General features: G+C 61.3%; 22 protein-coding genes. 16 read left to right on the top strand and 6 right to left on the bottom strand.

Going from position 1 to position 25,506, the window contains the following annotated elements; genetic code table 11:
- Nucleotides 1–39: 39 nt before the first annotated feature.
- The 12 genes from J5Y17_RS15790 to J5Y17_RS15740 all read left to right on the top strand — a co-directional run bounded on the left by J5Y17_RS15790 (nucleotide 40) and on the right by J5Y17_RS15740 (nucleotide 12,130).
- Nucleotides 40–1,086, top strand: coding sequence for a branched-chain amino acid ABC transporter permease (locus J5Y17_RS15790; RefSeq protein WP_219786411.1), 1,047 nt, complete (start codon nucleotides 40–42; stop codon nucleotides 1,084–1,086).
- On the top strand, nucleotides 1,068–1,940 hold the full coding sequence (locus tag J5Y17_RS15785; RefSeq protein WP_219786409.1) for a helix-turn-helix domain-containing protein: 873 nt from the start codon (nucleotides 1,068–1,070) through the stop codon (nucleotides 1,938–1,940). The genes J5Y17_RS15790 and J5Y17_RS15785 overlap by 19 nt, the downstream gene beginning before the upstream one ends.
- A 112-nt stretch (nucleotides 1,941–2,052) precedes the next feature.
- Nucleotides 2,053–2,181: a hypothetical protein gene (locus J5Y17_RS19245; protein ID WP_255572143.1), complete on the top strand. Its 129-nt coding sequence runs from the start codon at nucleotides 2,053–2,055 to the stop codon at nucleotides 2,179–2,181.
- Nucleotides 2,178–2,651 carry an acetyl-CoA carboxylase biotin carboxyl carrier protein gene (gene accB / locus J5Y17_RS15780; protein WP_219786408.1) on the top strand — a complete coding sequence of 158 codons (474 nt, stop codon included), beginning with the start codon at nucleotides 2,178–2,180 and terminating at the stop codon, nucleotides 2,649–2,651. The genes J5Y17_RS19245 and accB overlap by 4 nt, the downstream gene beginning before the upstream one ends.
- A 4-nt stretch (nucleotides 2,652–2,655) precedes the next feature.
- Entirely contained in the window at nucleotides 2,656–4,020 is a 1,365-nt protein-coding gene (locus J5Y17_RS15775) for an acetyl/propionyl/methylcrotonyl-CoA carboxylase subunit alpha (RefSeq protein WP_219786406.1), read from the top strand.
- Nucleotides 4,017–5,480, top strand: a complete 1,464-nt coding sequence (locus tag J5Y17_RS15770) for a hypothetical protein (protein WP_219786404.1) — start codon at nucleotides 4,017–4,019, stop codon at nucleotides 5,478–5,480. The genes J5Y17_RS15775 and J5Y17_RS15770 overlap by 4 nt, the downstream gene beginning before the upstream one ends.
- The gene (locus J5Y17_RS15765) at nucleotides 5,480–6,337 is read left to right on the top strand and encodes an HAD-IIA family hydrolase (protein WP_219786402.1); all 858 of its coding nucleotides are present in this window, start codon (nucleotides 5,480–5,482) and stop codon (nucleotides 6,335–6,337) included. The genes J5Y17_RS15770 and J5Y17_RS15765 overlap by 1 nt, the downstream gene beginning before the upstream one ends.
- Nucleotides 6,334–8,352, top strand: coding sequence for an acetoacetate--CoA ligase (locus J5Y17_RS15760; RefSeq protein ID WP_219786400.1), 2,019 nt, complete (start codon nucleotides 6,334–6,336; stop codon nucleotides 8,350–8,352). Before J5Y17_RS15765 ends, J5Y17_RS15760 begins: the two co-directional genes overlap by 4 nt.
- Nucleotides 8,349–9,122 (top strand): SDR family NAD(P)-dependent oxidoreductase, encoded by a 774-nt coding sequence (locus J5Y17_RS15755; RefSeq protein ID WP_219786398.1) that lies wholly within the window; start codon nucleotides 8,349–8,351, stop codon nucleotides 9,120–9,122. Before J5Y17_RS15760 ends, J5Y17_RS15755 begins: the two co-directional genes overlap by 4 nt.
- A gap of 11 nt (nucleotides 9,123–9,133) precedes the next feature.
- Nucleotides 9,134–9,883 carry an SDR family NAD(P)-dependent oxidoreductase gene (locus J5Y17_RS15750; RefSeq protein WP_219786396.1) on the top strand — a complete coding sequence of 250 codons (750 nt, stop codon included), beginning with the start codon at nucleotides 9,134–9,136 and terminating at the stop codon, nucleotides 9,881–9,883.
- A gap of 33 nt (nucleotides 9,884–9,916) precedes the next feature.
- Nucleotides 9,917–11,173 (top strand): Tm-1-like ATP-binding domain-containing protein, encoded by a 1,257-nt coding sequence (locus J5Y17_RS15745; protein ID WP_219786395.1) that lies wholly within the window; start codon nucleotides 9,917–9,919, stop codon nucleotides 11,171–11,173.
- Nucleotides 11,174–11,254: 81 nt separating this feature from the next.
- Nucleotides 11,255–12,130 carry an amidohydrolase family protein gene (locus J5Y17_RS15740; RefSeq protein ID WP_219786393.1) on the top strand — a complete coding sequence of 292 codons (876 nt, stop codon included), beginning with the start codon at nucleotides 11,255–11,257 and terminating at the stop codon, nucleotides 12,128–12,130.
- Here J5Y17_RS15740 and J5Y17_RS15735 read toward each other — a convergent pair.
- Entirely contained in the window at nucleotides 12,120–14,405 is a 2,286-nt protein-coding gene (locus J5Y17_RS15735) for a molybdopterin-dependent oxidoreductase (RefSeq protein WP_219786391.1), read from the bottom strand. The genes J5Y17_RS15740 and J5Y17_RS15735 overlap by 11 nt on opposite strands.
- A gap of 132 nt (nucleotides 14,406–14,537) precedes the next feature.
- On the opposite strand from J5Y17_RS15735, the gene J5Y17_RS15730 reads away from it, so the two are divergent.
- Together J5Y17_RS15730 and J5Y17_RS15725 are read left to right on the top strand one after the other, a co-directional pair.
- The gene (locus J5Y17_RS15730; protein WP_219786389.1) at nucleotides 14,538–15,554 is read left to right on the top strand and encodes a putative sulfate exporter family transporter; all 1,017 of its coding nucleotides are present in this window, start codon (nucleotides 14,538–14,540) and stop codon (nucleotides 15,552–15,554) included.
- A gap of 69 nt (nucleotides 15,555–15,623) precedes the next feature.
- Nucleotides 15,624–16,328, top strand: coding sequence for a CPBP family intramembrane glutamic endopeptidase (locus J5Y17_RS15725; RefSeq protein WP_255572142.1), 705 nt, complete (start codon nucleotides 15,624–15,626; stop codon nucleotides 16,326–16,328).
- A 70-nt stretch (nucleotides 16,329–16,398) separates the two neighbouring features.
- Here the strand turns inward: J5Y17_RS15725 and J5Y17_RS15720 are convergent, their stop codons facing one another.
- The 5 genes from J5Y17_RS15720 to J5Y17_RS15700 all read right to left on the bottom strand — a co-directional run bounded on the left by J5Y17_RS15720 (nucleotide 16,399) and on the right by J5Y17_RS15700 (nucleotide 22,676).
- The gene (locus J5Y17_RS15720; protein WP_219786386.1) at nucleotides 16,399–18,960 is read right to left on the bottom strand and encodes an FAD-dependent oxidoreductase; all 2,562 of its coding nucleotides are present in this window, start codon (nucleotides 18,958–18,960) and stop codon (nucleotides 16,399–16,401) included.
- A gap of 166 nt (nucleotides 18,961–19,126) precedes the next feature.
- The gene (folD, locus tag J5Y17_RS15715) at nucleotides 19,127–20,014 is read right to left on the bottom strand and encodes a bifunctional methylenetetrahydrofolate dehydrogenase/methenyltetrahydrofolate cyclohydrolase FolD (RefSeq protein WP_219786384.1); all 888 of its coding nucleotides are present in this window, start codon (nucleotides 20,012–20,014) and stop codon (nucleotides 19,127–19,129) included.
- A gap of 65 nt (nucleotides 20,015–20,079) precedes the next feature.
- Nucleotides 20,080–20,937, bottom strand: a complete 858-nt coding sequence (gene purU, locus J5Y17_RS15710) for a formyltetrahydrofolate deformylase (RefSeq protein ID WP_219786382.1) — start codon at nucleotides 20,935–20,937, stop codon at nucleotides 20,080–20,082.
- A 38-nt stretch (nucleotides 20,938–20,975) separates the two neighbouring features.
- A complete protein-coding gene (locus tag J5Y17_RS15705) occupies nucleotides 20,976–21,908 on the bottom strand; it encodes an electron transfer flavoprotein subunit alpha/FixB family protein (RefSeq protein WP_219786380.1) in 933 nt (310 codons plus the stop codon).
- 18 nt (nucleotides 21,909–21,926) lie between these two features.
- Nucleotides 21,927–22,676: an electron transfer flavoprotein subunit beta/FixA family protein gene (locus J5Y17_RS15700; RefSeq protein WP_219786378.1), complete on the bottom strand. Its 750-nt coding sequence runs from the start codon at nucleotides 22,674–22,676 to the stop codon at nucleotides 21,927–21,929.
- A gap of 410 nt (nucleotides 22,677–23,086) precedes the next feature.
- Between J5Y17_RS15700 and J5Y17_RS15695 the strand changes: the two genes are divergently transcribed.
- Together J5Y17_RS15695 and J5Y17_RS15690 are read left to right on the top strand one after the other, a co-directional pair.
- Entirely contained in the window at nucleotides 23,087–24,148 is a 1,062-nt protein-coding gene (locus J5Y17_RS15695; protein WP_219786376.1) for a GlxA family transcriptional regulator, read from the top strand.
- 242 nt (nucleotides 24,149–24,390) lie between these two features.
- Nucleotides 24,391–25,491 (top strand): ABC transporter ATP-binding protein, encoded by a 1,101-nt coding sequence (locus J5Y17_RS15690; RefSeq protein WP_219786375.1) that lies wholly within the window; start codon nucleotides 24,391–24,393, stop codon nucleotides 25,489–25,491.
- Nucleotides 25,492–25,506 lie beyond the last annotated feature (15 nt).

Genomic DNA, 25,506 nt, shown 5'->3' with positions numbered 1-25,506 from the left:
TCCTCTCCTTTTTCTTCTGCCTCCACGGAGTTCGCGCATATGGCCGATACACCCACCCCCGCCTACCGCGTCCGCCGCTGGACCCCGCGTGCCAAGATCACCGTGCTGCTCTTTGCCGTCGCCGTCGCCGCTTTGGCGCTGGCCCCGGCGGTCACTGGCGCGGCCTTTATGGACCGGGCGGTGGCGCTCTTTGTCTACATCCTCTTGGCCGTGACCTGGAATGCACTGGCGGGCTATGCGGGGCAGGTCTCTGTCGGGCAACAGGGCTTCTTTGGCCTTGGCGCCTATGTCACCATCCGGCTCTCGGACGCGGGGCTACCGGTCTTTCCCTCACTCGTCGTCGCGGCTCTTGTCGTGGGTGCCATCGCGCTTCCTGTGAGTTTCGTCATGCTGCGGCTCAAGGAGGGCGAATTCGCCATCGGCATGTGGGTGCTCGCCACCCTGTTTCACCTCCTCGTCAATCTCGATCCGCTCATTCAGGGCGAGACCGGCGTGTCGCTCATCGCGCTCAATGCCGTGCCTGCCGAGACCCGAAATCTGGTGATCTACCTCATGGCACTGGTCTCCGCTGTGGCGGTCATCTCCGCCATGTTCCTCTTGCTGCGCTCGCGCATCGGGGCGGCGCTTCAGGCGATCCGCGATGACGAGGCGGCGGCGCATTCGGTGGGCGTCAATGTGTTCCGCACCAAACAGGTGATCTTTGTCTTCGCGGCTTTCGGCGCGGCCCTCGCCGGTGCGCTTTGGCTCGCGGGCAATGTGAGCTTTCAGCCGAAAGCCTATTTCTCCGTGCAATGGATGGCCTACACGATTTTCATGGTGATCGTCGGCGGCATCGGCACCTTCGAGGGCGCGATTTTGGGAGCCATCGTTTTTTTCCTCCTCGAAACCTTTCTGGGCGGTTACGGTGTCTGGTATCTTCTGGTGCTCGGTGCTTCGGCCATCGTCATGGCGCTCGGATTTCCGCAGGGTATCTGGGGCTATCTCAAATCGCGGCACGGCCTGTCATTGGTGATGGTCGGGCGGCATCTTGAGGCGCCTGAAACCAAGAAGAGCGGGAAAGGATCGGGATGGAGCGCGGACGGGTGAAACAGGTTCAGGTGAAATCCATTGAATCGCTTGCCCGCGGGCTGGAGGTGTTGCAACTCATCCAGGCCGCGGGCGCCGTTAGCCTGCATGATCTGCACCGCATGTCGGGCATTCCTAAGGCCTCGCTTTTGCGCATCCTGAAAACCTTGGCCGAGCGCGGCATGATTTGGCAACGCATCTTGGACGACCATTACATCCCGTCTTATTCGCTTTCGGAACTGGCCAACCGGGTCGACCGCGAAACCCGACTGGTCGAGGTCGCCTCGCCGGTTCTGGAGGCTCTGACGGGCGAGGTGAAATGGCCCTCCGTGCTGGCGGCGCCGCGTCTCACCTGCATGGAGGTGATCGAGGCCAACACGCCGCGCAGCTATTTTCACCACATCCCCCTCGGGCCTTTGGGGTTCAAGATCAATATGTTGCGCTCCGCCACGGGGCGCGCCTACATCGCCTATTGCGAGGATGCCAAACGCGAGGCGATCCTCGATGCGCTGCGCCGCACGGGCCGCAAGGGCGATCTTATGGCCGCCGTGCCGGAAATGGTCGCAGAGGCCATCGCCGTCACCCGCGAGCAGGGATTCGGCCTGCGCGATGTCGATTTCGGCGGCTCTTATGACGAAGGCCGCGCCAGCCATGATGATGGGCGCGATTCCGTCGGTGTGCCGATTGTCGTCGGTTATTCCACTGTTGGCGCGATCAACATCACTTGGGCCAAAAAGGTGCTGCCGCGCGCGCAAGCCATCGAACGCTTTGTTGGGCCGCTGCAAGCGGCGGCGCGTGAGATTTCCGAAGGCTTGATGGAAGCTCAGAACAGTTTCACGCAGCAAAGTGCAGGGCCGAAAATCGCGGCCCCGTAAGAAAGCCGCATCATAAATTTCACCTCGTGAATTTCACACTGTGAAACTTTGGTCGCACGCGATTGATGGGGCGGGGCTCAGCGCCTAGCCTCAAACTGTAAGAAGACCCGCAGTGAAACGCACATCTCACAACGTGGGTCTCGATTGGGAGGAATACCGAATGACCGCATTGAACACGCAATTTGCGTGCATGGCGACGCTGTGCCTGAACGCCCGTTTTGTGACGGAGACCGGGGCATGAGCGCGCTGACACGACAAGACATCAACGACATTCTCGCGCTGGTCGATCAATCCGATTTCGACGAGCTGCGCCTTGAGATCGGCGACACGAAGATCGAGCTGCGCCGCCGTGGGGCGGGTCAATCCGGGGCTGCCGCGCCTGTCGCAGAGGCCCCTGTTGCGCAGGCGGCTCCTGCGCCGAAGCCGACAGAGGCAACTCCGGTTGCGGCCCCTGTCGTCGCCTCGGGTGGCGGCTCCGAAGTGCCCGCGCCGCTTTTGGGCACTTATTATTCCGCGCCGAAACCGGGCGCTGCACCCTTCGTCAAAGTCGGAGATCGCGTCGAGCCGGACACGGTGATCGGCATCATCGAGGTGATGAAGTTGATGAACTCCGTCACCGCCGATGTGGCGGGCATCGTCACCGCGATCCATGCCGAGGACGGCGTGCTGGTCGAACACGGTCAGGCGCTGATCTCCGTTCAGCCGGAGTGAACCGATGACCCCGATCAAACGAATTTTCATCGCCAACCGCGGCGAGATCGCCGTGCGTGTGATCAAGACCTGCCGGGCCTTGGGCATCGAAACCGTGCTGGGCGTCTCGGAGGCGGATCGCGACACTTTGGGCGCGAAACTTGCCACCCGCGCGGTGTGCCTCGGCCCCGCGCGGGCCACGGAAAGCTATCTCTCTGTCGGCACCGTCGTGGAGGCCGCCAAGGGCACAGGCTGTGACGCCATTCATCCGGGCTACGGCTTTCTCTCCGAGAACCGCGCGCTGGCCGAGGCCTGTGCCGAGGAGGGGATCATCTTCATCGGTCCTGACCTGCCGCATCTCGACGCCGTGGGTGACAAGCTCACCGCGCGTAGCCATGCCGAAGCCGCTCAGGTGCCGCTGGTGCCGGGGGGCTCTGCCGAGACCGTGGAAGACGCTCGTAAGATCGCCGAAGAAATCGGATTTCCTTTGCTGATCAAAGCCGTTTCCGGCGGCGGCGGGCGCGGCATGAAACGTGTGGACCGGATGGAAGATCTGGAAAGCCAGCTCGATTTGGCGACCTCTGAAGCCGCCGCTGCCTTTGGCGACGGGCGGGTCTATCTCGAACGGTTTGTGACAGTCGGACGCCATGTCGAGGTGCAAATCCTCTCCGATGGCGAGACGGTCTTGCACGTCGGCGAACGCGATTGTTCGGTGCAACGACGCTATCAAAAGGTGATCGAGGAGGCCCCCGCGCCGGAACTGCCCAAGGCGCTCAGAGACGGGCTTTTGGCGGCGGCGGTGAAATTCGCCCGCCACCTTGGCTATCGCTCGCTGGGCACCGTCGAATTCCTCGTCGATATGGAGCGGCAGAACTTTTATTTTCTGGAAATGAACGCCCGGATTCAGGTCGAACATCCGGTGACGGAAATGATCTCCGGCCTCGATCTCGTGGCGCAGCAGATCGAGGTGGCCGAGGGCAAGCCCCTGACACTGACGCAAGATGACATCCGTCTCACCGGCCATGCCATCGAATGTCGTCTCAACGCAGAAGACCTCGCCCATGAGTTTCGCCCCGCACCGGGGCGCGTCACCATGGCTTGGTTTCCGCCGATGGAGGGCCTTCGGGTCGACACCCATATGGTGCCCGGTGCGATGATCTCGCCCTATTACGACTCGATGATCGCCAAGCTCATCGTCCATGCCGCCACCCGCGAAGAGGCGATGGACCGGATGCTCAAGGCGCTCGATGTCTGTGTGCTCGAAGGCGTCAAAACCAACGCGCCGCTGCATCACGCGATCCTCTCCGAGGGTGAATTTCGCGCGGGCGGGGTCGATACGACCTACCTGCCGCGTTTCCTTGAACATCATGGCGCGGAGGTTTGCCAATGAGCCTGTCCCTGATCGACACCACGCTGCGCGACGGCAACCAGAGCCTTTGGGGGGCTACCGGCCTCGATACCGCGCAGATGCTGCAAATCGCGCCGACAATGGACCGGGTGGGTTATGAGGCGATTGATTTCTCGACCTCGACCCATATGGCCGTCGCCGTGCGGTTCACCAAAGAAGACCCCTGGGAGCGTCTGTCGCTGATGCGTGAGGCCATGCCGGAGACGCCGCTGTCGTTTTTGACGACGGGGATGCGGTTTATCTCCTGGGAGGTGGCCAGTCATGAGCTGATGGAATTTGCCTTCCGTCTTTTGGTCAATCGCGGCATCCGGCGATTTGCCGTCATGGATCCGATGAATAATATCGCCGCCATGACCACCATGGCCGATCTGACGCGCAAGGCCGGGGGCGAGAGCATTGTCGCCGCGCTGACCTTTACGCTCTCGCCGCTCCATGACGATGCGCATTTCGCGAAGGCTGCCGAGGCGTTGGCGAAGTCCGGCAAATTCGACCGGCTTTACCTGAAAGACCCCGGCGGGCTGGTATCCGCCGAGCGTGCCGCGACACTTTTCCCGGCGCTGCGCAAGGCGGTCGGTCAGATGCCTTTGGAGTTCCATTCGCATTCGACCATCGCGCTGGCGCAGTTCTCCTATCTGGAGGCCGCGGGGCAGGGTGTCGATTGTCTGCACACGGCATCGGCAGCGGCGGCGAATGGTACGTCGCAACCCGCCGTGGCCTCAACGCTGCGCAACCTGCGTGACATGGGGGTGAGCGTCGATGTGGATAATGAAGCGATTTCCGAGATCGACACCTATTTTAACGCGCTGGCGCAGGCCGAGGGGCTGAGCCACGGTCAGCCGCAGGAATTCGACCGCAGCTATTTCCGTCACCAGATGCCCGGCGGCATGATGGGAACGCTGAAACGGCAACTCTCGGAGACCAAACGTCTGCATCTTTTGCCGCAGGTGCTCGAAGAGGTCGAACGCGTCCGCGCCGATCTGGGCTATCCGATCATGGTGACGCCGTTTTCGCAGGTGGTCGGCACGCAGGCGCTTTTGAACGTCATTGGCGGCGAGCGCTATTCGACCATCCCCGATGAGGTGGTGCGATACGCTTTGGGGCGCTTCGGGCAACCGGCGATGCCGATGGACAGCGCGTTGGAGGACCGGATCAAAAGCTCGAAACGCGCGAAAGAACTGACCGAAGAGCCGCATATGGCCTCGCTCGACGAGCTCCGCGCCAAGATCGGCAAGGACCTGTCGGATGAGGAATTCCTGCTCCGTGCCGTGATGCCCGCTGAACAGGTCGACGCCATGAAGGCCGCCGGTCCGGCGCGCCGGGGCTATGACCCGAAAACCCGGCCCACGGTCGATCTGATCCGCGAGCTGACGTCGCGGCGCGATCTGGGGGAGGTGAAATTGTCCAAACCCGGTCTCACTCTTGAACTGAAAGGAGGCCGCTGATGGACGGTCGTTCTCTGAATGTCGCAGTCTTCGACATCGATGGCACGCTGGCGATGATGGACAAGGCGAAAGGCACCTATGAGGCTTTGCCCGGCGCGATCCGCGCGATGGAGATTTGTCGCGAAGCCGGCATGGATGTCTGGGCCTACACCAACGGGACGTTCTTCACGCCGGAGCATTACTACCCGCGTCTGGCGGATGCCGGGATCGTGTTGGACGAGGGCCGCGTGATGACCCCCGCCAGCGTGGCGGCGCATCACCTTCACCAGACCGGGCACAAACGTGTGATGGTTCTGGGCGCCGAAGGCACGGTGGAGCCGATGCGCGCGGCGGGGTTCGATGTGGTGCTCGCCGGAGAAGTGACCGGAGAGGAGGCGCGCGATGTGGACGCCGTTCTGGTCGGCTGGGCACGGGATTTCAACCTCGCGCAACTCACCTCCATGGTCGAAGCGGTCTGGGAAGGCGCGATGCCCTATTCCGTCTCGGATGCCCCCTATTTTGCGGGCGCAAAGGGCCGCGTGTTGGGCGTCTCCGGCTCGGTCGGCGCGATGATCGCCCACACCAGCGGCGTGGAGCCGACGGTGATCGGCAAACCCGCGCCCTGGGGTCTTGAGATGATCGCCGAGCAAACCGGTGTTGCCGCGCGCAACATGGTGGTGATCGGCGACGATCCGAAACTCGAAATCCGCATGGGCCGGGTCGGGGGCGCCATCACCGTGGGTGTCACGACTGGGATCGCAGAGCGCCACGATTTCCTGGCTGCACCGCCCGATTGGCGCGCCGACATCGTTTTGAAAAGCCTTGAAGAATTCGAAGCGCAAGACTGGCTCTTTGCGCAGGAGGAGAGCCTGACATGACCACACACACTGATATTCTCTGGACCGCGCCCTCGGCCCGTCATGCCGCAGCCAATGCCACGAAACTCTTGGATTGGCTCGCAGAACAGGGTCTGAGTTTCGACGATTACGATGCCATGCTTGCATGGTCGATTGACGAACCGGAGGATTTTTGGCGACATATATGGACCTATTTTGATGTAATCCATGATGGCGACATCAAAGAGGTGATGAGCGCCGACCCGATGCCCGACACGCGCTGGTTCACCGGCACCAAGCTCAACTACGCCGAACATGTGCTGCGGCTCGAAGAGGCGGGTGATCCGGCCCGTGTGATGCTGCATCACTCGTCGGAGTTGCGGCCTCATGCGACGATGAGCTGGGGGGAGGTTGGGTCCGCCGTACGGAAACTGGCGACCAAACTGCGCGGCATGGGCCTCGGCGAGGGAGATTGCGTCGCCGCTTATATGCCTAACATTCCGGAGGCGGTGATCGCTATGCTCGCGACCACGGCCATTGGCGCCACATGGTCCTCTGCTGCGCCCGAGTTCGGCGCGCAGACGGTGATCGACCGCTTCGGTCAGATCGCGCCGAAACTGGTGTTTGCGGCCAATGGCTATCGCTACGGCGGCAAGGATTTCGACCGCACCGAGGACCTTGCGATGATCCTCGCGGCGCTGCCCGAGGCGCGCGATCTGGTGATGCTTGATTACCAACCGACGGCGGCCAAGGCCCCAGCGTTCGATGGCACGATCCACACTTGGGACGACATGCTCTCCGGCGAGGAAGTGACCCGCGAGGCCTTCACCTACACCCGTGTGGCGTCCGATCATCCGCTTTGGGTGCTGTTCTCCTCAGGCACGACCGGCCTGCCGAAACCCATTGTGCATGGGCATCATGGCATCGTGGTCGAACACCTGAAATCCGCGGCGGTGCATTTCGATCTGAAGCCCTCCGACACGCTGTTCTTTTACTCCACCACCGGCTGGATGATGTGGAACACGCTGATGTGGGGGCCGCTCATGGGCGCCTCCGCCGTGCTCTATGACGGGCATCCGGCTTTTCCCGAAATCACGTCCTTGTTCGAACTGGCCGAGACCACAGGTGCGACCGTCTTTGGCACCAATCCGACGTTTTTGCAGATCGTCAAACAGCAAGGCATCGTGCCGAAAGAGCGCTTTGATCTCTCAGCCCTGCAATCCGTCATGCTGGTCGGTTCGCCCGCCACGCCGGAGGTGTTTGAGTGGGTCTACGCCAACGTTAAATCCGATCTCTGGGTCACCTCGCAATCGGGCGGCACGGAGTTCTGTTCGGGCATTCTCGCCGGTGCGCCGATCCAGCCGGTGCGCGCGGGCGTGATCCAGTCGCGCGGCCTCGCCACCGATGCGCAGGCCTTTTCCGAGGCGGGTGAGCCGCTCACCGGTGAGGTGGGCGAATTGGTGATCCGCAAGCCGATGCCCTCGATGCCACTGTTCTTTTGGGGCGACGAGGGCAATGCGCGCTACCGGTCGAGCTATTTCGAGCGCTTCCCCGGTGTCTGGACCCATGGCGACCGGGTGGTGTTTCACGAGGATGGCACCTGCCTTGTGCTCGGGCGCTCGGACGCGACGCTCAACCGCTTTGGCGTGCGCATCGGCTCGGCGGAGATTTACCGCACGGTCGACAGTTTCGAGGGCGTTAAGGACAGCCTCATCGTCTGTGTCGAGGACGGGCAGGGCGGCTATTTCATGCCGCTGTTTTTGGAGTTGGCCGAGGGCGTGGCGCTGACCGAAGAGCTGATCGGCGCGATCCGCACGACGCTGCGCAAGGATCGCAGTCCGCGCCATGTGCCGGATGTGATTTTGCAGGCGCCGGAAATTCCGCTGACGCTGACGGGCAAGAAAATGGAAGTGCCGGTGCGCAAACTGCTCTTGGGCGCGGCCATGGAGGATGTGGCGAGCGAAGGCGCAACCCGCAATCCCCACGCTCTGCGCTGGTTCGCGGACTATGCCGCCGACTGGCGCGAAACCCAATCACGCGAGGAGGAACGCGCATGACAACCGCACAGAAGATTTTCGATGTCACTGGCAAGGTGGCCTTTATCACCGGCGCGGGTTCCGGACTTGGTCGCGCGATGGCCGAAGTGCTGGCCGCCAATGGGGCCAAGCTCGTGCTCTTCGATGTGAGCGCCAAGGGGCTTGCGACCACCGTCTCGGGGCTGGGCGCGACCGAGGTCGAAACCGTGGTTGGCGATGTGTCGGACGAGGCCGCCGTCGAAGGCGCCATCGCCACCTGTATCGGGCGGTTCGGTCGGCTCGACATCGCCTGCGCCAATGCGGGCATCGCCGATCCGGAGCCCGCGCGGTTGGACGGCTACAAGAGCGAGAACTGGCATAAGACGGTCGGGATCAACCTCGACGGCGTGTTCTACGTGAACCGCGCCGCAATCCGCGAGATGCTCAAAACGGGCGGCGGCAAGGTGATCAACACTGCCTCCATGTGGGGGCTTGCGGGCGCGGCAGCCGTTGCGCCGCTTCCGGCCTATACGGCGACCAAGGGCGCGGTGGTGAACCTGACGCGGGAACTTGGCCTTGAGTACGCGAAAGACAACGTGCAGGTGAACGCGATCTGTCCGGGCTTTTTCGACACCGCCATCGGCGATCCGAACGATCCGGATTTTGCCAAGGCGACCGTGGAGTTCACGCCCATGGGCCGCACCGCCAAGGCGGAGGAGATCATGGGCTCAGTGCTCTATCTCGCCTCGTCAGCGTCGGATTTCGTCACGGGCACCAGCCTCGTGATCGACGGCGGCTGCGCGGCACGCTGAGGGAGGATGCTATGACATTCGAAAACAAATCCGTCTTCATCAGTGGCGCCGCGACGGGCATTGGGCGGGCGACGGCGCTGGCCTTTGCTTCTCAGGGCGCGAAGGTTCTGATCGCTGACGTGGACAAGCGCGCAGCCGATGTGGTGGCCGAGATCTCGGGAATGGGCGGTGTGGCGCAATTTGCCCAATGCGATGTCACCGACGCCGCACAGGTGCGCGCGGCGGTGGCCAAGGCGGTGCAAGACCACGGCGGGCTGCATGCGGCCTTCAACAACGCGGGCGTCCTGCCGAAACCTGAGCCGATGCATGAGGTCACGGATGCCGGGTTTGACCGCGTGATGGAAGTCGACCTTAAAGGCGTGTTCCACTGTATGCAGGCCCAGATCGCGCAGTTTCTGACCACGGGCGGCGGGGCCATCGTCAACACCGCCTCGGTCGCCGGTCTGATCGCTGATCCGATGATGTCGGTCTATGTCGCCGCCAAACATGCGGTCGTGGGCCTCACCAAAGCGGCTGCCGTCGAATACGCCACGCGCGGCATTCGCGTGAACGCCATCGCGCCGGGCTTTGTGGCGACGCCGATGACAGAGGCCTGGCTCGAGGACGAAGACTTCCGCGAGGAAATGTTCAAACACAACATCATCGGACGGGCCGCAGATCCCGCCGAGATCTCGGGGACAGTGCTGCATCTGTGTTCCGAGGCCGCAAGTTTCACAAATGGAACAGTGCATGTCGTCGATGGAGGACAGACGGCACATTGATCCGCTATCATTAACATGTTCAGGGAGGAAAACATGGCTGAACATAACGCACAAACAACGGGCGCATCGCGTCCAAAGGTTCTGATGATTGTCACTCAGGACACGAAACGGGAGGAGGCCGCCTACTTGCGCGCGACACTCGAAGGCGCAGGGGTGGATGTCATCCATCTCGACCCTTCGGTGCGCAAAGTGATCGGCGGCGCTGAGATCGGGCCTGAAGAGGTCGCCGCCGCCACGGGTAAAACGCTCGCCGAGGTCCGCGCCATTCACCATGAGGGCAAGATCCTCGACAAGATGATCGAGGGCGCGGTGGCCTGCGCGCTGGCTGTGCATGAGAAAACGCCGATCTCCGGGATTCTTTCTATCGGCGGCTCGATGGGCACCACCATGGGCACCACCGTGATGCGCGCCTTCCCCTATGGCATGCCGAAGATGATGATCTCGACGCTGGCCTCGGGCATGACGGCAGGCTTCGTGGGCGTCAAAGACATCTGCATGCTCAATTCGGTTTGCGATATTTCCGGGCTGAATTCGATTTCCCATGATGTTTACCGCAACGGCGCACTGGCTGTGGCGGGCATGGCGAAGGGCTATGAGCCGATCCATTCGGGCGAGAAACCTCTGGTTCTGGTCTCGACATTGGGCACGACCGAAGCCTGTTCGCGTCGGGTGCGCGAGGGGCTTGAGGCCGATGGCTTTGAGGTCATGGTGTTCCACACCACCGGAAATGGCGGGCGGACGCTTGAGACCATTTGTTCTGAGCGCGAAGTGGCCGCCGTCGTCGATATGTCTCTGGTCGAGATCAACGATTTCCTGCGCGGTGGCATGTGCGCCGTGGGGCCGTACCGCGCCGCGACCGCTGTGCAAAAGGGCATCCCCGTGGTCTTTGCCCCCGGCAATGTGGATTTCTACATCATGCCCTCGCAGCTTGCGGTCGGCGCCGCGCCGTTCGAAGGCCGGGGCTATCACGTGCACAACAGCGCGCTGACGGCCGTGCGCACCACCGAAGAGGACTTGATGCATCTGGCCGATCACATGGCCGGGATCATCAAAGACGCGACCGGCCCCGTGCGGTTCTTTGTGCCGCGCAAAGGCTTTTCGCATCACGACAGCCCGGATGGCCCGCTGCCGCGTCCGAACCTGCCGCCGGTGTTTGAGGCGCAATGCAAGGAGGCCTTTGGTGACTACGCCCCGGTCGAAGGCATTGATGGCCACATCAACGATCCGGTCTTTGCCGATGCGCTTTTGGCGGCCGTGCGCGAGGTGACGCGCGTGCCGGCGATGGCGTAACGCCTTCCTCCTTGCAAAGACCACACCGGGCGCGGTGCGCTGCGCCCGGTCCTATTTCTCACACGACAGACTGAAAGACCGATGGTAGATTTTACGAGCGTCCGCGCGATTGATTTTCACACCCATGCCGAGGAGGCCTGCGGCTGTCACCACGATGATGGCTACGACGATCTGCAATCCGCGATGGCGAAATATTTCAACGCGCCCTGGGCCCATCCGCCCACCATCGACCAAACCGCTGCGCATTACCGTGAGAAAAACATCGCCGCCGTGATCTTTCCGGTCGATGCCGAGCGCGAGACGGGCTACCGCCGCTACGACAATTACGAGGTCGCGGACGCCGCCGCCAAGCACTCCGACATCCTCATTCCCTTCGCCTCCATCGACCCCGCGAAAGGCAAACTGGGTGCCCGTGAGGCGCGCGATCTGGTGGAGAACCACGGCATTCAGGGCTTTAAATTCCACCCGACGATGCAGGGGTTTTATCCGAACGACCGGAGCGCCTATGTGCTCTATGAGGCCATCGCCGAGGCGGGAAAACCGGCGCTGTTTCACACCGGCCAGACGGGGGTCGGATCGGGGATGAAGGGCGGCAATGGCATGCGGCTGAAATACTCGAATCCGATGTATATGGACGATCTGGCGGTCGATTTTCCCGATATGCCGATCATCCTCGCGCACCCGTCGTTTCCGTGGCAGGAAGAGGCCCTGTCGGTCGCGACCCACAAGCCGAATGTCTACATCGACCTGTCGGGCTGGTCGCCGAAATACTTCCCGCCGATCCTGGTGCGCTACGCGAATACTTTGTTGAAAAACAAGATGTTGTTCGGCTCCGACTGGCCGATGATCGCGCCGGAGAAATGGCTGGATGCCTTCGACAAAGCCGAGTTCCGCGACGAGGTGCGGCCTTTGATTTTGAAGGAAAATGCCATGCGGTTGTTGGGGGTTACGGCGTAAGAGGCGCCGGTCCTTCATACCGTTTTAGGGACACCAATGTGGTCTGCGGGATCGGCGCCTGTGTCAGTTTCGAACTGCCGCGATCTTCGGTCAATGTGTTGGGGTTGCCCGACAGGTCACGGCCCTCAGGTGCCTCGGGCCGATACCATGCTCCGGTCGGCAGGACGATCACCCCGCGTATGACCCGTTCCGACAGGCGCGCGCCCGCCAAACAGCGCCCTCGGGCATTGAACAGCTCGATCAGATCGCCGTCCTGAATGCTGCGCAGCAGGGCGTCTTCGGGGTGGATCAAACAAGGTTCTGCGCCGTGGATCTTTGTCGCTTGACCGAGGGGGCCGGGGTCCATCTGGGAATGCAGGCGGGTTGCCGGTTGCAGCGACAACATATGCAGCGGGCGCAGGGCCTCCGGGCCGTTTTGCGCCTCCTCCGCCCCAAGCCATTCGCGCGGCGGCAACCAAGTCACATGGCCGGGGCAATCGTCATAGCCTATGGCGGCGATGGTTTTGCTATAAAGCTCGATCTTGCCGCTCGGCGTCTTTAGCGGCGCGCTTTCGGGATCGGCACGGAAGGCGGAAAATTGCACGTAGGGTGCTTCAGGCGCGGGCAGTTCGACTTGGCCGTCCCGCCAAAAGGTGTCGAAATCGGGCAGGGGCAGATCGCGTTTTGCGCCCGTTTCGCGCGCCTCCTCATAGATTGACCGCAGCCAAGCCATCTCATCGCGCCCTTGGGTGAAGGCGTCGGCAAAGCCCAGACGTTCCGCCAGATCGGCAAAGATCGCATGATCGTCTCGTGCCTCGCCAACGGGCGGCAGCACGCGGTACATGGCGGTGATAAAGCGGTCGCGCGCGCTGGAGGCAATGTCATTGCGCTCCAGCGTGGTGGTCGCGGGCAGGACGATGTCGGCATGGCGCGCGGTGGCGGTCATGGCGATTTCCTGCACGATCACCACCTCAGGACGTCGAAAGGCGCGGGTCAGCTTGGCGAGGTCCTGATGGTGGTGAAACGGATTGCCGCCGCACCAATAGATCAGACGAATGTCGGGATAGGTCCGGGTCTCGCCGTTGAACGGATAGGTGGCGCCGGGGTTCAGCAACATGTCGGAAATCCGCGCCACGGGGATGCAGGCCTTGACCGGATTCGGGCCGGGGCGCAGCGCCGGAGACGGTAGTGCGGGGCGCGGATTGCCCATGCCGCAGAGCGACCAGAGACCAATCGCCAGGCCGCCCCCCGGCAGGCCGATCTGGCCCAGAAGCGCGGCAAAGGTGATCAGCGCCCACATCGGTTGCTCGCCATGATCTGCGCGTTGCACCGACCAGGACATGGTGAGAAAACACCGTGTCGCGGCACATTTGCGGGCGAGATCAGCGATGCGCTCCGCCGGAATGCCGCAAATCGCGCTGGCCCAGTCGGGCGTCTTTGCGATGCCATCGCTTTCGCCACGAATATAGGCCGTGACCTCTGCGCCGCCCACACAATAGCGCGCGACGAAATCGAGATCGGCGAGGCCCTCGTTCAGAAGCGTGTAACACATCGCCAGCAAGAGCGCCGTGTCCGTGCCGGGGCGTATGGGCAGCCATGGGATCGGATCGCCCTCACCGGGAAGCTCCTGATCCGTCGGCGAAATATTGAGGATTTCCATGCCGCTTTGACGACAGGCCGCGAGCCATTCGAAGCCTGTGTGCTGGCCCATGCCGCCTGCTTCGACCTGCATGTTGCCCGGAGAAATGCCGCCGAAATTCAGCAAAAGCCCGGTGTGTTTTACAATCCCGTCGAGCGAACTGACCGGGCCTTGCACCGTGTCGATGTCGCCTAAAATATGCGGCAGAAAGGTGATTGCGGTGGCGTAGCTGTAATTCTGTTCCTGCGCGGTATAGCCGCCGAATTGGCCGAGGAAGCGCTGCAATTGGGTTCGGGCATGGTGGAACCTCCCAGCGCTGGCCCAACCATAGGAACCACCGAAAATCGCCTCGTTGCCATACGTGTCGCGCACGCGGGCCAGCTCCCGTGCGGTGATTTCCAGCGCCGTCTCCCAAGAGACAGGCACGAAATCATCGCCGCCGCGTGCGGCCTGTGCGGCCTCAAAATCGCCATCCAAAAAGGCGCGCCGGATCAAAGGCCTGCAGAGGCGCTGCGGCCCATGCACCATGGCGTCGATATTGCCGAGCATGGGCGAGGGATGCGGATCATTGGGCGCAGGGCGCACGTCAAGGAGCCCCTCTGTGTAGCGCGCTTCGAAGGTGCCCCAATGGCTGGCGTTTTGAATATATCCTGTCATGGTGTCCCTGTTATCACGGCTTGAAATCCCTGCGCTATGCGTTGTGCGCGACGCGGCGTTGATTTTCCGTGCCCCCTGCGGGATTGTCCGGACGACAGGTCCGAAACGATATTTTCGAGAAAGACACAGCAAATGCGCAGACATATCGCAACGGTGACACGCATTGGGTCTGACATGATGCGGGACTACAGCAAAGGGGTTCTTGTTGCCGTGCTGGTCGCTGTGGCGGCCAAGTTCCTGTCGGAACATTACGGCGCGCCCGCGATGTTGATGGCGCTTCTGTTGGGCATCGCGATGAATTTTCTTTCCGACGATCCGCGCACCCATGCCGGGATCGACTTTACGGCGCGGAGCGTATTGCGCATCGGTGTCGCGCTTTTGGGCGTGCGGATCAGTTGGGAGATGCTGCGCGATCTGGGACCGGGAATTGTGATCTGTGTCATCGCAGGTGTGGTCCTGACCATCGGCTTCGGCGTCCTCTTGGCGCGGCTTTTGGGCAAAGACACAGAGTTCGGACTGTTGACCGGTGGGTCTGTCGCGATCTGTGGCGCCTCGGCGGCGATGGCGATCTCCGCCGTCTTGCCCGCGCGGGAGACCAGCGAACGCGACCTGAGTTTCACGGTGCTTGGCGTGACGATCCTGTCGACATTGGCGATGATCCTCTATCCGATGCTGGTCAGTCTTCTGGGACTCGACACCGAATTGTCCGGTGTGTTCCTCGGCGCCACGATTCATGATGTGGCGCAGGTCGTCGGCGCGGGCTTTTCCGTCTCGGACGAGGCGGGCGAGATCGCCGTGCTGGTCAAGCTCATCCGGGTTTCGATGCTCGCCCCAGTGGTGCTTTTGCTGGCACTGCGCGGGCGTCGGTATATGACAGGGCGTGAGCGGGGAGAGGTGCAACTCCTGCCGGGGTTCCTGATCGCTTTCGTGATTTTTGCCGTCCTGAACTCGCTCGGGGTCATTCCGGCTGCACTGCAATCTGTCCTGACGCAGCTGTCGAGCTGGGCGCTTTTGATTGCGATTGCTGCTGTCGGGATCAAGACATCGCCGGGAAAGAGCTTTGCAGTGGGCGGTCCGGCGATTGTCATGGTCGTTGGCGAGACGGTGTTTTTGGCGCTCTTCACCATTGCGGTGGTGTCTTTGGTCTGAGGTGGTCAAAAACGTCAGCCGCGTCATTGCACAGACACAGGCCCGCGCTAACTAGGAAGGGCGCGACGAATGTGTCGTGCTGTTGCCTCGGACCAGATGATGACAGAGATGACCGACAGAGACCGCGCCACCGTGCCGAGCCGGGCCTTGCTATGGCTCGAATTCATCGTGCTTTTCATCGCTGTGCCGGTTGCCGTGGCGGTGGTTCTGCCACCGAGTGCAATGTTCACGGCGCTTTTTGCCTCGACCCTTTTGGGCGTTGTGCTGCTGCATTTTACACCTGGGTTTCGATGGCGAGATCTTTTGGCGGGGCGGGGGAGTTTTTCGCCCGTGACGCTTATCACCTTCGCTGCGATCACCGCCGGTATTTCCTATGCGGTTTTGGCCACCACCGCGCCCAACGCGATCTTTGCGCTGTTCCGAGCGAACCCGGAGCTTTGGCTGATGATTATGCTGCTCTACCCGCTGATGTCGGCGCTGCCGCAGGAGGTGGTGTTTCGCCCGCTGTTTTTCCGCCGTTACGGGACAATCTTGCCTGAGGGGCGGATGGCGCTGACGTTGAACGCGGGGCTCTTTTCGTTGGCGCATCTTTTGTATTGGAACTGGATCGTCGCTTTGATGACCTTTGCGGGCGGGATCGTTTTTGCCTGGGCCTATGAGGTGCGCAAATCCTTCCCTCTCGCCGTGGTGCTGCATGCGATTGCGGGCAATGTGCTTTTCACCCTCGGGATGGGGGTGTTTTTCTATTCGGGCAATGTCGTCCGACCGTTCTAAAACGGTAAATTGAGCCAAAGAAAAAGGGGCGCACTGGGCGCCCCTTTTATGTGACCGGAAACGGCGCGCCTTAGCTGCGCGGTTTGGAGTTTTCCGGATCGTAGAGCGGCGCGTAGCCGACGCCAGCCACCTCGACCGGGTAGGTCTCGTCGAGATAGGTGACGTGGAGCGTGCGGCCCACTTCACAATACTCTTTCGGCAGGTAGGCGAGCGCGATGTTCTTGCCCACGGTCGGACCGTAAGCCACCGAGGAGGTGAACGAACGACGGCCAAGCTCGTCGATCAGAACCTCACCCGTTTCCGGGTCCATCACAGGCATGGTGGTGTTCGGGTAACGTTTCACACCGTTAGAGTCCGTGTGCTCGAGCATCACCAATGTGCATAGCATCGCCGGTTGCTGTTCGCGGGCACGGTATTCGAGGTGCTTCTCTTTGCCGACGAAGTCCGCCTCTTTCACTTTGGGGCGCGACAGGTCGGCCTCATAGAGGTTGTACATCGTGTTCAGATCGGCGTTCTGCAGACGCAGGGATTTCTCCAGACGACGGGAGTTGGCGTAGGTTTCAACACCCACGGCCATCACGCCGGTCGAGCGCAGCGCGTCCCAGACAGCGAGGCCGTCTTCGTAGCGCATGTGAAGTTCCCAACCTTGCTCACCCACGTAGGAGATGCGGAAGGCGGAGACTTTCTTGCCTGCGATTTCGATCGTTTTGATCGCTGCAAACGGGAAGTTCTCGATGTCCAGCATGTCCGGATCGGCGACAACCTTTTTCAGGTTCTCACGCGCGTTCGGACCCCAGATGCCGATGGTGGTGAAGTCCTCGGTCGTCTCGGTGATGGTCACGTCAAGACCGCGGTCTTCGGCCATACGCTTCATATACATGAGATCGCGCGGACCGGCGTCTGCACCGTTCACGAGACGGCAGCGGTCTTCCATGCGGAACACCGTGAAGTCGGCGCGGACCATGCCCTCGGCATCGAGCATGTGGGTGTAGATACCCTTGCCGATGTTGTTGTCGCCACCGATTTTCGCCGCACAGAGGTATTCCATCAGCTCGACGTGGTCGGGACCCGAGATGTCGGTCATGTGGAAGTGCGACAGGTTGATGATGCCGCAATCGGCGGACATCTCAAGCTGTTCGGCGTTGGAGACGCGCCAGAAGTGACGGTTGTCCCACTCGGCCTCACGCACCGGAACTTGATCGGCGTATTTCTCGAGAAGGTGCTCGTTCGCGGCGTAGCCGTGAGCACGTTCCCAGCCGCCAAGCTCCATGAAGTAGCCGCCAAGCTCAACTTCGCGCTCGTAGAAGGGCGAGCGACGCACGCCGCGACCGTTGGCGAAGGGCTCGCGCGGGTGCACTGGCGGGTTGTAGATTTTGGCAGCGGTTTCTTCGCAACGGCCCCAGATCCACTCTTCGGTCAGCTGGTAGTCGCTGAAACGCGCGTAGTCGATGCCGTTGTGGTCCACATCGGTACGGCCTTTGGTCATCCAGTCGGCGATGAGCTTGCCCATGCCGGGGCCGTCTTTGACCCAGATCGCGACCGCATACCAGAGGCCACGCAGCTTGCGGCTTTCGCCCATGGACGGGCCGCCATCGGTGGTGGTTTGCAGAAGGCCGTTGAAGGAGTGACCTTCGTTGAAACCAAGCTCTGCGAGGATCGGCGTCAGTTCCATGGCTTTTTCAAGCGGCTCGATCACGTCCTCCAAGCTCAGATCGCGCATGGACGGACCCATGCGGGCCTCTTCTTTTTCGAGAATGTCGCGCGGGTGAACCATGCGCACGTCTTTCTCGTAGTAGTAGCCCCATTCCATCTGGCCACCCTCGGTGGTCGCAGGATCGCCGGTGTCGCGCATATAGGCGGAGTTGCCCTGGTCGCGCAGCAGCGGACGACCGATTTCGAGGCCGGTGCCTGCGAATTCATCATAGGGCCCGAAGAAGGTCAGCGGGTGGTCGACCGGCATGACCGGGAGGTCTTCGCCAGCCATTTCGGCAATCAGACGGCCCCAGAGACCGGCACAGACCACAACGTAGTCGGCCATGATGGTGCCGCGGTGGGTTTTCACGCCGGTGACGCGACCGTTCTCGGTCAGCAGTTCAAGCGCCGGGGTGTTGGCGAAGACCTTGAGCTTGCCGGATTTCTCGGCAGTGTCGATCAGCTCGCCTGCGACGGCTTGGGAGCGCGGCACAACGAGACCGGCATCCGGGTCCCACATGGCGCATTCGATCTCGTCTTCTTCGAGAAGCGGGAATTTCTCTTTGGCTTCGGCCGCCGTGATCATCTTCACGTTGGAGCCGAACGCACGACCGGAGTCGCAGCGACGCTTCAGTTCGGTCAGACGGTCTTCGTCGCCTTTGCGGCACACTTCGATGCCGCCGATGCGGGAATAGCGGCCCATCTTCTCGTAGAAGTCCATGGAGTACATGGTGCTCCACGTGCTCAACAGATCGTGGCTCGTGGCAAAGCAGAAGTCCGACGCGTGGCCCGTGGAGCCGATGTCGGTGGGAACGGCGGATTTGTCGATGCCGACAATATCATCCCAGCCGTTTTCGATGAGGTGGTGTGCCACGGAGGCGCCGACGATGCCGCCGAGACCGACGATGACGACTTTGGCCCTGTTGGGGAACGAAGACATATCTCTCAATCCTTCTTTTCGAGGTGCTTGTCTATGTATGGCGCTGGGAGGACGCGCCGCGATCTACGGGGAAAAAGGTCGGCCCCGAAACCGACGATAGCCGCGCGGAGGAAGGTTCCCCCCGCGCGGCCAGAATCTTCGCCGTCAACTATATCACGGCTTGGCGTCATGCACCCAGCTCCGGTACATCATAGCCTTTTCGGCGATACGCCGCGATCAGAGTGTTGTGCATGAGGGTCATGATGGTCATCGGACCAACCCCACCCGGAACCGGCGTAATCGCACGGGCGCGCTCGGAGGCAGAAGCAAAGTCGACATCTCCTACGAGGTGCTTTTCCCCGTCGCGGATGACGCGGCTGGTGCCCACGTCGATGACCGTGGCGCCTTCTTTGATCCATTCGCCTTTGACCATCTCGGCCTGACCGACAGCGGCCACGACGATGTCTGCCTTGCCGACTTTCTCCGGCAGGTCCGCGGTGCGCGAATGCGCCATGGTGACGGTGCAGTTCTCTGCGAGCAGAAGTTGCGCCATCGGCTTGCCGACCAAAATGGACCGGCCCACGACAATTGCGTCGAGACCCGACAGAGACCCGAGCTGATCTTTCAAAAGCATCAGGCAGCCGAGCGGTGTGCAGGACACCAGACCCGGCAGACCGGAGGCCAGATAGCCCGCGCTCAGCGGGTGCAGACCGTCGACATCTTTCGCGGGATCGATGGCTTCGATCACTTGCAGGCTGTCGAGATGACGGGGCAGGGGCAGTTGGACGAGGATGCCGTCCACGGTCTCGTCGGCATTCAACCGTGCCACGAGGTTCATGAGGGTTTCCTGCGTCGTGTCTTCGGGCAGCGTGTGCTCAAAGCTCTCCATGCCCAGCTTGCGGGCCATGCGGCCTTTCGAGCGGACGTAGATTTCGCTGGCGGGGTCAGAGCCCACCAGCACGACGGCCAGACCGGGCGCGCGGCCGGACTTTTCGGTGAAAACGGCGGCTTTTTCGGCGATCCGATCCCCAAGCCCGGCTGCAAAAGCCTTTCCGTCGATGATTTGTGCGGTCATGAACGCACCTCCTTGAAGAAGCAAAAAAGGGGACCGGATGACCGGCCCCCTTCCGGACAGGGAAATTACGGCGTGAAGACCACGGTGCGGTGATCATTCAACATGACGCGGCCTTCGAGGTGGTATTTCACCGCACGGGCCAGAACGCGGGACTCGATGTCGCGACCGGTGGCCACGAAGTCCTCAGCAGACATGGTGTGGGTGACGCGCTCGGTTTCCTGCTCGATGATCGGGCCTTCGTCGAGGTCCGGCGTCACATAGTGCGCGGTGGCCCCGATGAGTTTGACGCCACGGTCGTAAGCCTGGTGATAGGGTTTCGCGCCTTTGAAAGACGGCAGGAAGGAGTGGTGGATGTTGATGATCATGCCGAAAAGCTGGGTCGACAACTCGTTGGAAATCACCTGCATGTAGCGGGCGAGGATCACCAGCTCTGCACCGGTTTCCTGCACGAGCGCGGCAAGTTTCTCTTCCTGCTCGGCTTTGTTTTCCTTGTTCACCGGCCAGCAGTGGAACGGGATGCCTTCTTGATCTGCGACTTTGCGGGCGTCTTCGTGGTTGGACACGATGGCCACCACTTCGGCGTCGAGCCAGCCGGTTTTGATCTGGTAAAGAAGGTGCAGCATGGCGTGGTCGAATTTCGACACCATGATGATGATCTTCGGCTTACGGGTCTCGTCCGCGATCTTGAGGTTCAAGTTGAAGCGATCGACGGAAGGCTTCAGAGCCAGTTCGATGGCGTCACGTTCGATGGCCTCGGGGAAGAGGCAGGACATGCGCAGGAAGAACTTGTTCGTCTTGCGGTCCCAGAACTGGTTGGATTCGGCGATGTTCGCACCACGGGATGCCATGGCGGTGGTGACGGCGGAAACGATGCCCGGCTGGTCGTCACAGGCGATGCGCAGGGTGTAGGAATTGGAGCTCATTGGGTTGGTTCCGTTCATAAATGTCTGATGGGTGAGCGTCAGAGTTGACGCTCAAGCTCAGGCACGATCTCGAAGAGATCGCCAACGATGCCGTAATCGGCCACTTGGAAGATCGGCGCATCCTCATCGGTGTTGATCGCAACGATGATTTTGCTGTCCTTCATCCCGGCAAGGTGCTGGATTGCACCGGAGATGCCGCATGCGATGTAGAGGTCCGGCGCCACGACTTTGCCGGTTTGACCGACCTGAAGATCGTTGGCGGCATAGCCGGCATCCACAGCCGCGCGAGACGCGCCGATGGCGGCACCGAGTTTGTCGGCCAAGGGGGTGATGACCTCTTGGAACTTCTCTTCGGAGCCAAGCGCACGGCCACCGGAGACGATGATCTTCGCGGAGTTCAGTTCCGGGCGGTCGCTCTCGGAGAGGATGTTCTTGACGAAGCTGGACAGATCGCTTCCCTCAGCCGGGGCGTCCACGGAAGACACGGCGGCGGAGCCACCCTCGCTTGCAGCGGCGAAACCGGCGGTGCGGACGGTCAGAACCTTGGTCGCGTCGGTGGCTTGCACCACTTCGATGGCGTTGCCCGCATAGATCGGACGTTTGAAGGTGTCAGCGGAGACCACTTCGATCACTTCGGAGACCTGCATCACGTCCAAAAGAGCAGCAACGCGCGGCAGCACGTTTTTGCCGGTCGTGGTGGCAGGGGCCAGAATGGTGTCGTAATCGCCTGCGATCGAAACGATCAGCGCTGCGGAGGCTTCGGCGAGACGCTCGGCCAGCGCATCGCTTTCGGCCACAAGCACCTTGCGCACACCGGCCAGTTTGGCGGCGGCGTCAGCGGCGGCAGAGGCGTCTTTGCCCGCGATCAGGATGTCGACGTCGCCGCCGATTTGAGACGCTGCGGTCAGAGCCTTGGCGGTCTGATCGGACAGGGTCGCGTTGTCATGTTCTGCAAAAAGAAGAATAGCCATGTGTTCAGGTCCCTACGTTCAGATCACGCCAGCTTCGTTTTTGAGCTTTTCGATCAGCTCGGCGGGGGAGGCGACTTTGATCCCGGCCTCACGCTGTGCAGGCTCTTCGACACGCAGCACGTTGAGGCGGTTTTCGACCGTCACGCCGTAATCGGCGGGGGTCTTTTGATCGAGCGGCTTTTTCTTGGCCTTCATGATGTTCGGCAAAGAGGCATAGCGCGGCTCGTTGAGACGCAGGTCGGCGGTGACCACGGCGGGGAGTTTGATCTCGATGGCTTGCAGACCGCCGTCCACCTCACGAGTGACTTTCGCGGAACCGTCGCCAAGCTCAACCTCGGAGGCAAAGGTGCCTTGCGACCAGCCCAAGAGAGCGGAGAGCATCTGGCCGGTCTGGTTGGCGTCGTCGTCGATGGCCTGTTTGCCGAGGATCACGAGACCGGCCTCTTCCTCGGTGGCAACGCCTTTGAGGAGTTTGGCGACGGTCAGCGGCTCGACAGTGCCGTCAACGGTGATGAGAATGGCACGGTCGGCACCCATGGCGAGTGCGGTGCGCAGAACGTCTTGCGCCTGAGCGGGGCCGACGGAGACAACAACGATCTCATCAGCTTTGCCAGCTTCTTTCAGGCGCACGGCCTCTTCGACGGCGATTTCGTCGAAGGGGTTCATGGACATTTTGACGTTGGCGAGTTCGACACCGGAATTGTCCGCTTTGACACGGATTTTCACGTTGTAGTCGACCACCCGTTTTACAGGAACGAGTACTTTCATTTTTCCCTCTCTGTCGGCCCGAAAGCTGTTGTCCGGGGCGGCCCCGTTGAGGCCTTTGCATTATTTCCAAGATGAAGGAGCAAGGTGCCGTAGCGATGCTCCAGGCGTTCCCGGTCTAGCCAGGTTTACCTTCACAAATCCGACGCCAGACGAGGACTGAAAGAGAGAGGCTAAGCGGGTTTCACGAAGGTTCGACAGGCCACTTATGTGGCGCTTCGTGATCCCTGACCTCTCGCACTTTCGATGGTGTCCCGACTCGATATTTCGACTCGTTTCTTCGATAAGGCGACCGGATTTCTGATCGTGCTGGGCAATATGACGACTTTTGCGTCGGAAAATAGAATGATTGCGTCAATCGAAGATTATCGCTACGACAGGATATCTGGGGTTTCCTGCTTGGAGGGACAAAGATGACGACGCCTTCTTCCCGAGAGCCATACGGTCGAGACTCAGCCGCTGTGTCGCGTAACACTACGTTACGGGCGCAAAAACCGCGCTCCGAGGGGCCGCGCCTGTCGGTCGGCTTTATCCTTGCGCGCCGGTTTACGCTCTGTGCCTTTGCCAATTTTGTCGATGTGTTGCGGTTAGCGGCCGACGATGGCGACCGCAGTCGTCCGATTCTCTGCGACTGGACGGTGCTGTCGGATACGATGGACCCTGTCGCGTCGAGCAGCGGTATCACCGTGCAACCCAAAGAGCGTTTGGGCGATCCGCGCCGCTTTGATTATATCGTCGTGGTCGGCGGCTTAATGGATGAAACCCCCTCTCTGGGGCAGGCCTATCACCGTTTCCTGCATCAGGCGGCGGAGGCGAATATTCCCCTGATCGGGGTCTGCACCGGCGCGTTCTTTTTGCACCAGGTCGGGCTTTTGGATGGCTATCGCTGCTGTGTGAGCTGGTTCCATCACTCTGATTTTCTTGAGCAATTCGAGGGTCTCAATCCGGTCGCGGATCAGATTTTCGTCGTCGATAGAGATCGCCTGACCTGTTCGGGCGGGGCAAGCTCCGCACATCTCGCGGCCTATCTGGTGGACAAACATGTGGGGCGCGCGCAGGCCAGCAAGAGCCTGCACATCATGATCATCGACGACGCGCTGCAAGAGGACAAACCACAGCCCGGTCTGCCGCTTGATCTCAAGACCCAGGACCCGATCGTGCAGCGCGCACTCTTGTTGATGCAGCAGAATATCGACACGCCGATCACGGTGCAGGACATCGCGCAGCGGATGGGCAACAGCAAACGTCAGGTCGAACGCCATTTCCGTTTGGCGCTCAACACCTCGCCGCAGGCGGCCTTTCTCGACATGCGCCTGAATTTCGCCAAACACCTGATCGAGAAGTCGCAGAAATCCATCGCGCGGATCGCCGTGGACGCCGGATTCTGTGATTCTTCGCATTTGAGCCGCATGTTTCGGCGCCGTTATGGCGACACGCCGCAGGCTTTTCGCTCATCTGCTGGACAGGAAGATTAATTTCCTGCCCGTAAACCGGTCGCAAATGTTCTTTTTCTGGGCGATTCTGACCGCAAAACAGGCAGATATAAAATTCTGCGTCAAATCGCCCAGAGCGGCGGCGCAATAATACAGCGGGTTTGACGCAGCCATACTCCCTGCGCTTCGGCCTTCTCTCAATATTCCCTGAAATTCCTGGCCACGGTGCCGCTCTCGGGCGTCTTCGTAGGCTCAACAACAAGAACTCAGGGAGAGTTTGGGTCATGGTGGCATCCCGCGACGACGCGTTCGTGTCTTTCGAACATGTACAGAAAAGCTACGACGGTGAGACCCTCGTGGTGAAAGACCTCAATCTGCAATTGGCCAAGGGTGAATTCCTGACCATGCTTGGGCCGTCGGGCTCCGGCAAGACCACCTGTCTTATGATGCTCGCGGGCTTCGAGACCGCCACGCATGGCGAGATCCGCCTCGATGGCAAACCGATCAACCAGGTGCCGCCGCACAAACGCGGTATCGGCATGGTGTTCCAGAACTACGCGCTCTTCCCGCATATGACTGTGGGCGAAAACCTGTCCTTCCCGCTCGAAGTGCGCGGCATGGGCAAATCCGAGCGCGAGGCGAAAATCAAACGTGCGCTCGATATGGTGCAGATGGGCGCCTTCGCGAACCGTCGCCCGGCGCAGATGTCCGGCGGTCAGCAACAGCGGATCGCACTGGCCCGCGCATTGGTGTTCGACCCGAAACTCGTGCTGATGGACGAACCTCTGGGCGCGCTCGACAAACAGCTGCGGGAACACATGCAGTTCGAGATCAAACACCTGCATGAAAGCCTCGGCATCACCGTGGTCTACGTGACCCACGATCAGGGCGAAGCGCTCACCATGTCCGACCGCGTGGCAGTGTTCAACGATGGCCGCATCCAACAACTCGCCCCGCCCGCCGAACTTTATGAGCGTCCCGACAACAGCTTTGTCGCGGGCTTCATCGGCGAAAACAACAAACTGCCGGGCGTGGTCGAGGACTTGAACGGCGAGCGCGCCGTGGTGCGTCTCGAGAATGGCGAGTTGATCGACGCGACCGCCGTGAACGTGAAAGCCAAGGGGGAAAAGACCCTCGTGTCGATCCGTCCCGAGCGCGTCGAATTCAAACCGGAACTGATCCCCGAAGGCGCGCATACGATCGACGCCGAGGTGCTCGAAGTCATCTACATGGGCGATATTCTGCGCACCCGGATGCGTGTCGCCGGTCATGACGAATTCGTCGTGAAATGCCGCAACACCATCGACCAGATGCCTCTGACCCCAGGCCAGCGCATTCGCATCGGTTGGAACCCGCTCGATGCACGCGCGCTCGATATGATCTGAGTTTCTTCGTCCCGG

This window comes from Celeribacter sp. PS-C1 (genome assembly GCF_019429625.1).
In the GTDB taxonomy this organism is placed as follows: Bacteria; Pseudomonadota; Alphaproteobacteria; order Rhodobacterales; family Rhodobacteraceae; genus Celeribacter.
The sequence above is the reverse complement of the archived record's forward strand: the minus strand, read 5'-3'. Positions and strand labels throughout refer to the sequence as shown.

Excerpts from the sequence above, each read along its gene's own strand:
- folD (WP_219786384.1), bottom strand. The coding sequence starts at position 20,014 with ATGACCGCACAAATCATCGACGGAAAGGCTTTTGCAGCCGGGCTTGGG.
- J5Y17_RS15790 (WP_219786411.1), top strand. The coding sequence starts at position 40 with ATGGCCGATACACCCACCCCCGCCTACCGCGTCCGCCGCTGGACCCCG.
- J5Y17_RS15750 (WP_219786396.1), top strand. The coding sequence starts at position 9,134 with ATGACATTCGAAAACAAATCCGTCTTCATCAGTGGCGCCGCGACGGGC.
- J5Y17_RS15740 (WP_219786393.1), top strand. The coding sequence starts at position 11,255 with ATGGTAGATTTTACGAGCGTCCGCGCGATTGATTTTCACACCCATGCC.
- J5Y17_RS15735 (WP_219786391.1), bottom strand. The coding sequence starts at position 14,405 with ATGACAGGATATATTCAAAACGCCAGCCATTGGGGCACCTTCGAAGCG.
- J5Y17_RS15770 (WP_219786404.1), top strand. The coding sequence starts at position 4,017 with ATGAGCCTGTCCCTGATCGACACCACGCTGCGCGACGGCAACCAGAGC.
- J5Y17_RS15745 (WP_219786395.1), top strand. The coding sequence starts at position 9,917 with ATGGCTGAACATAACGCACAAACAACGGGCGCATCGCGTCCAAAGGTT.
- J5Y17_RS15725 (WP_255572142.1), top strand. The coding sequence starts at position 15,624 with ATGTGTCGTGCTGTTGCCTCGGACCAGATGATGACAGAGATGACCGAC.
- J5Y17_RS15785 (WP_219786409.1), top strand. The coding sequence starts at position 1,068 with ATGGAGCGCGGACGGGTGAAACAGGTTCAGGTGAAATCCATTGAATCG.
- J5Y17_RS15755 (WP_219786398.1), top strand. The coding sequence starts at position 8,349 with ATGACAACCGCACAGAAGATTTTCGATGTCACTGGCAAGGTGGCCTTT.
- J5Y17_RS15705 (WP_219786380.1), bottom strand. The coding sequence starts at position 21,908 with ATGGCTATTCTTCTTTTTGCAGAACATGACAACGCGACCCTGTCCGAT.
- J5Y17_RS15765 (WP_219786402.1), top strand. The coding sequence starts at position 5,480 with ATGGACGGTCGTTCTCTGAATGTCGCAGTCTTCGACATCGATGGCACG.
- J5Y17_RS15775 (WP_219786406.1), top strand. The coding sequence starts at position 2,656 with ATGACCCCGATCAAACGAATTTTCATCGCCAACCGCGGCGAGATCGCC.
- J5Y17_RS15760 (WP_219786400.1), top strand. The coding sequence starts at position 6,334 with ATGACCACACACACTGATATTCTCTGGACCGCGCCCTCGGCCCGTCAT.
- J5Y17_RS15695 (WP_219786376.1), top strand. The coding sequence starts at position 23,087 with ATGACGACGCCTTCTTCCCGAGAGCCATACGGTCGAGACTCAGCCGCT.
- purU (WP_219786382.1), bottom strand. The coding sequence starts at position 20,937 with ATGAGCTCCAATTCCTACACCCTGCGCATCGCCTGTGACGACCAGCCG.
- J5Y17_RS15720 (WP_219786386.1), bottom strand. The coding sequence starts at position 18,960 with ATGTCTTCGTTCCCCAACAGGGCCAAAGTCGTCATCGTCGGTCTCGGC.
- J5Y17_RS15700 (WP_219786378.1), bottom strand. The coding sequence starts at position 22,676 with ATGAAAGTACTCGTTCCTGTAAAACGGGTGGTCGACTACAACGTGAAA.
- accB (WP_219786408.1), top strand. The coding sequence starts at position 2,178 with ATGAGCGCGCTGACACGACAAGACATCAACGACATTCTCGCGCTGGTC.
- J5Y17_RS15690 (WP_219786375.1), top strand. The coding sequence starts at position 24,391 with ATGGTGGCATCCCGCGACGACGCGTTCGTGTCTTTCGAACATGTACAG.
- J5Y17_RS15730 (WP_219786389.1), top strand. The coding sequence starts at position 14,538 with ATGCGCAGACATATCGCAACGGTGACACGCATTGGGTCTGACATGATG.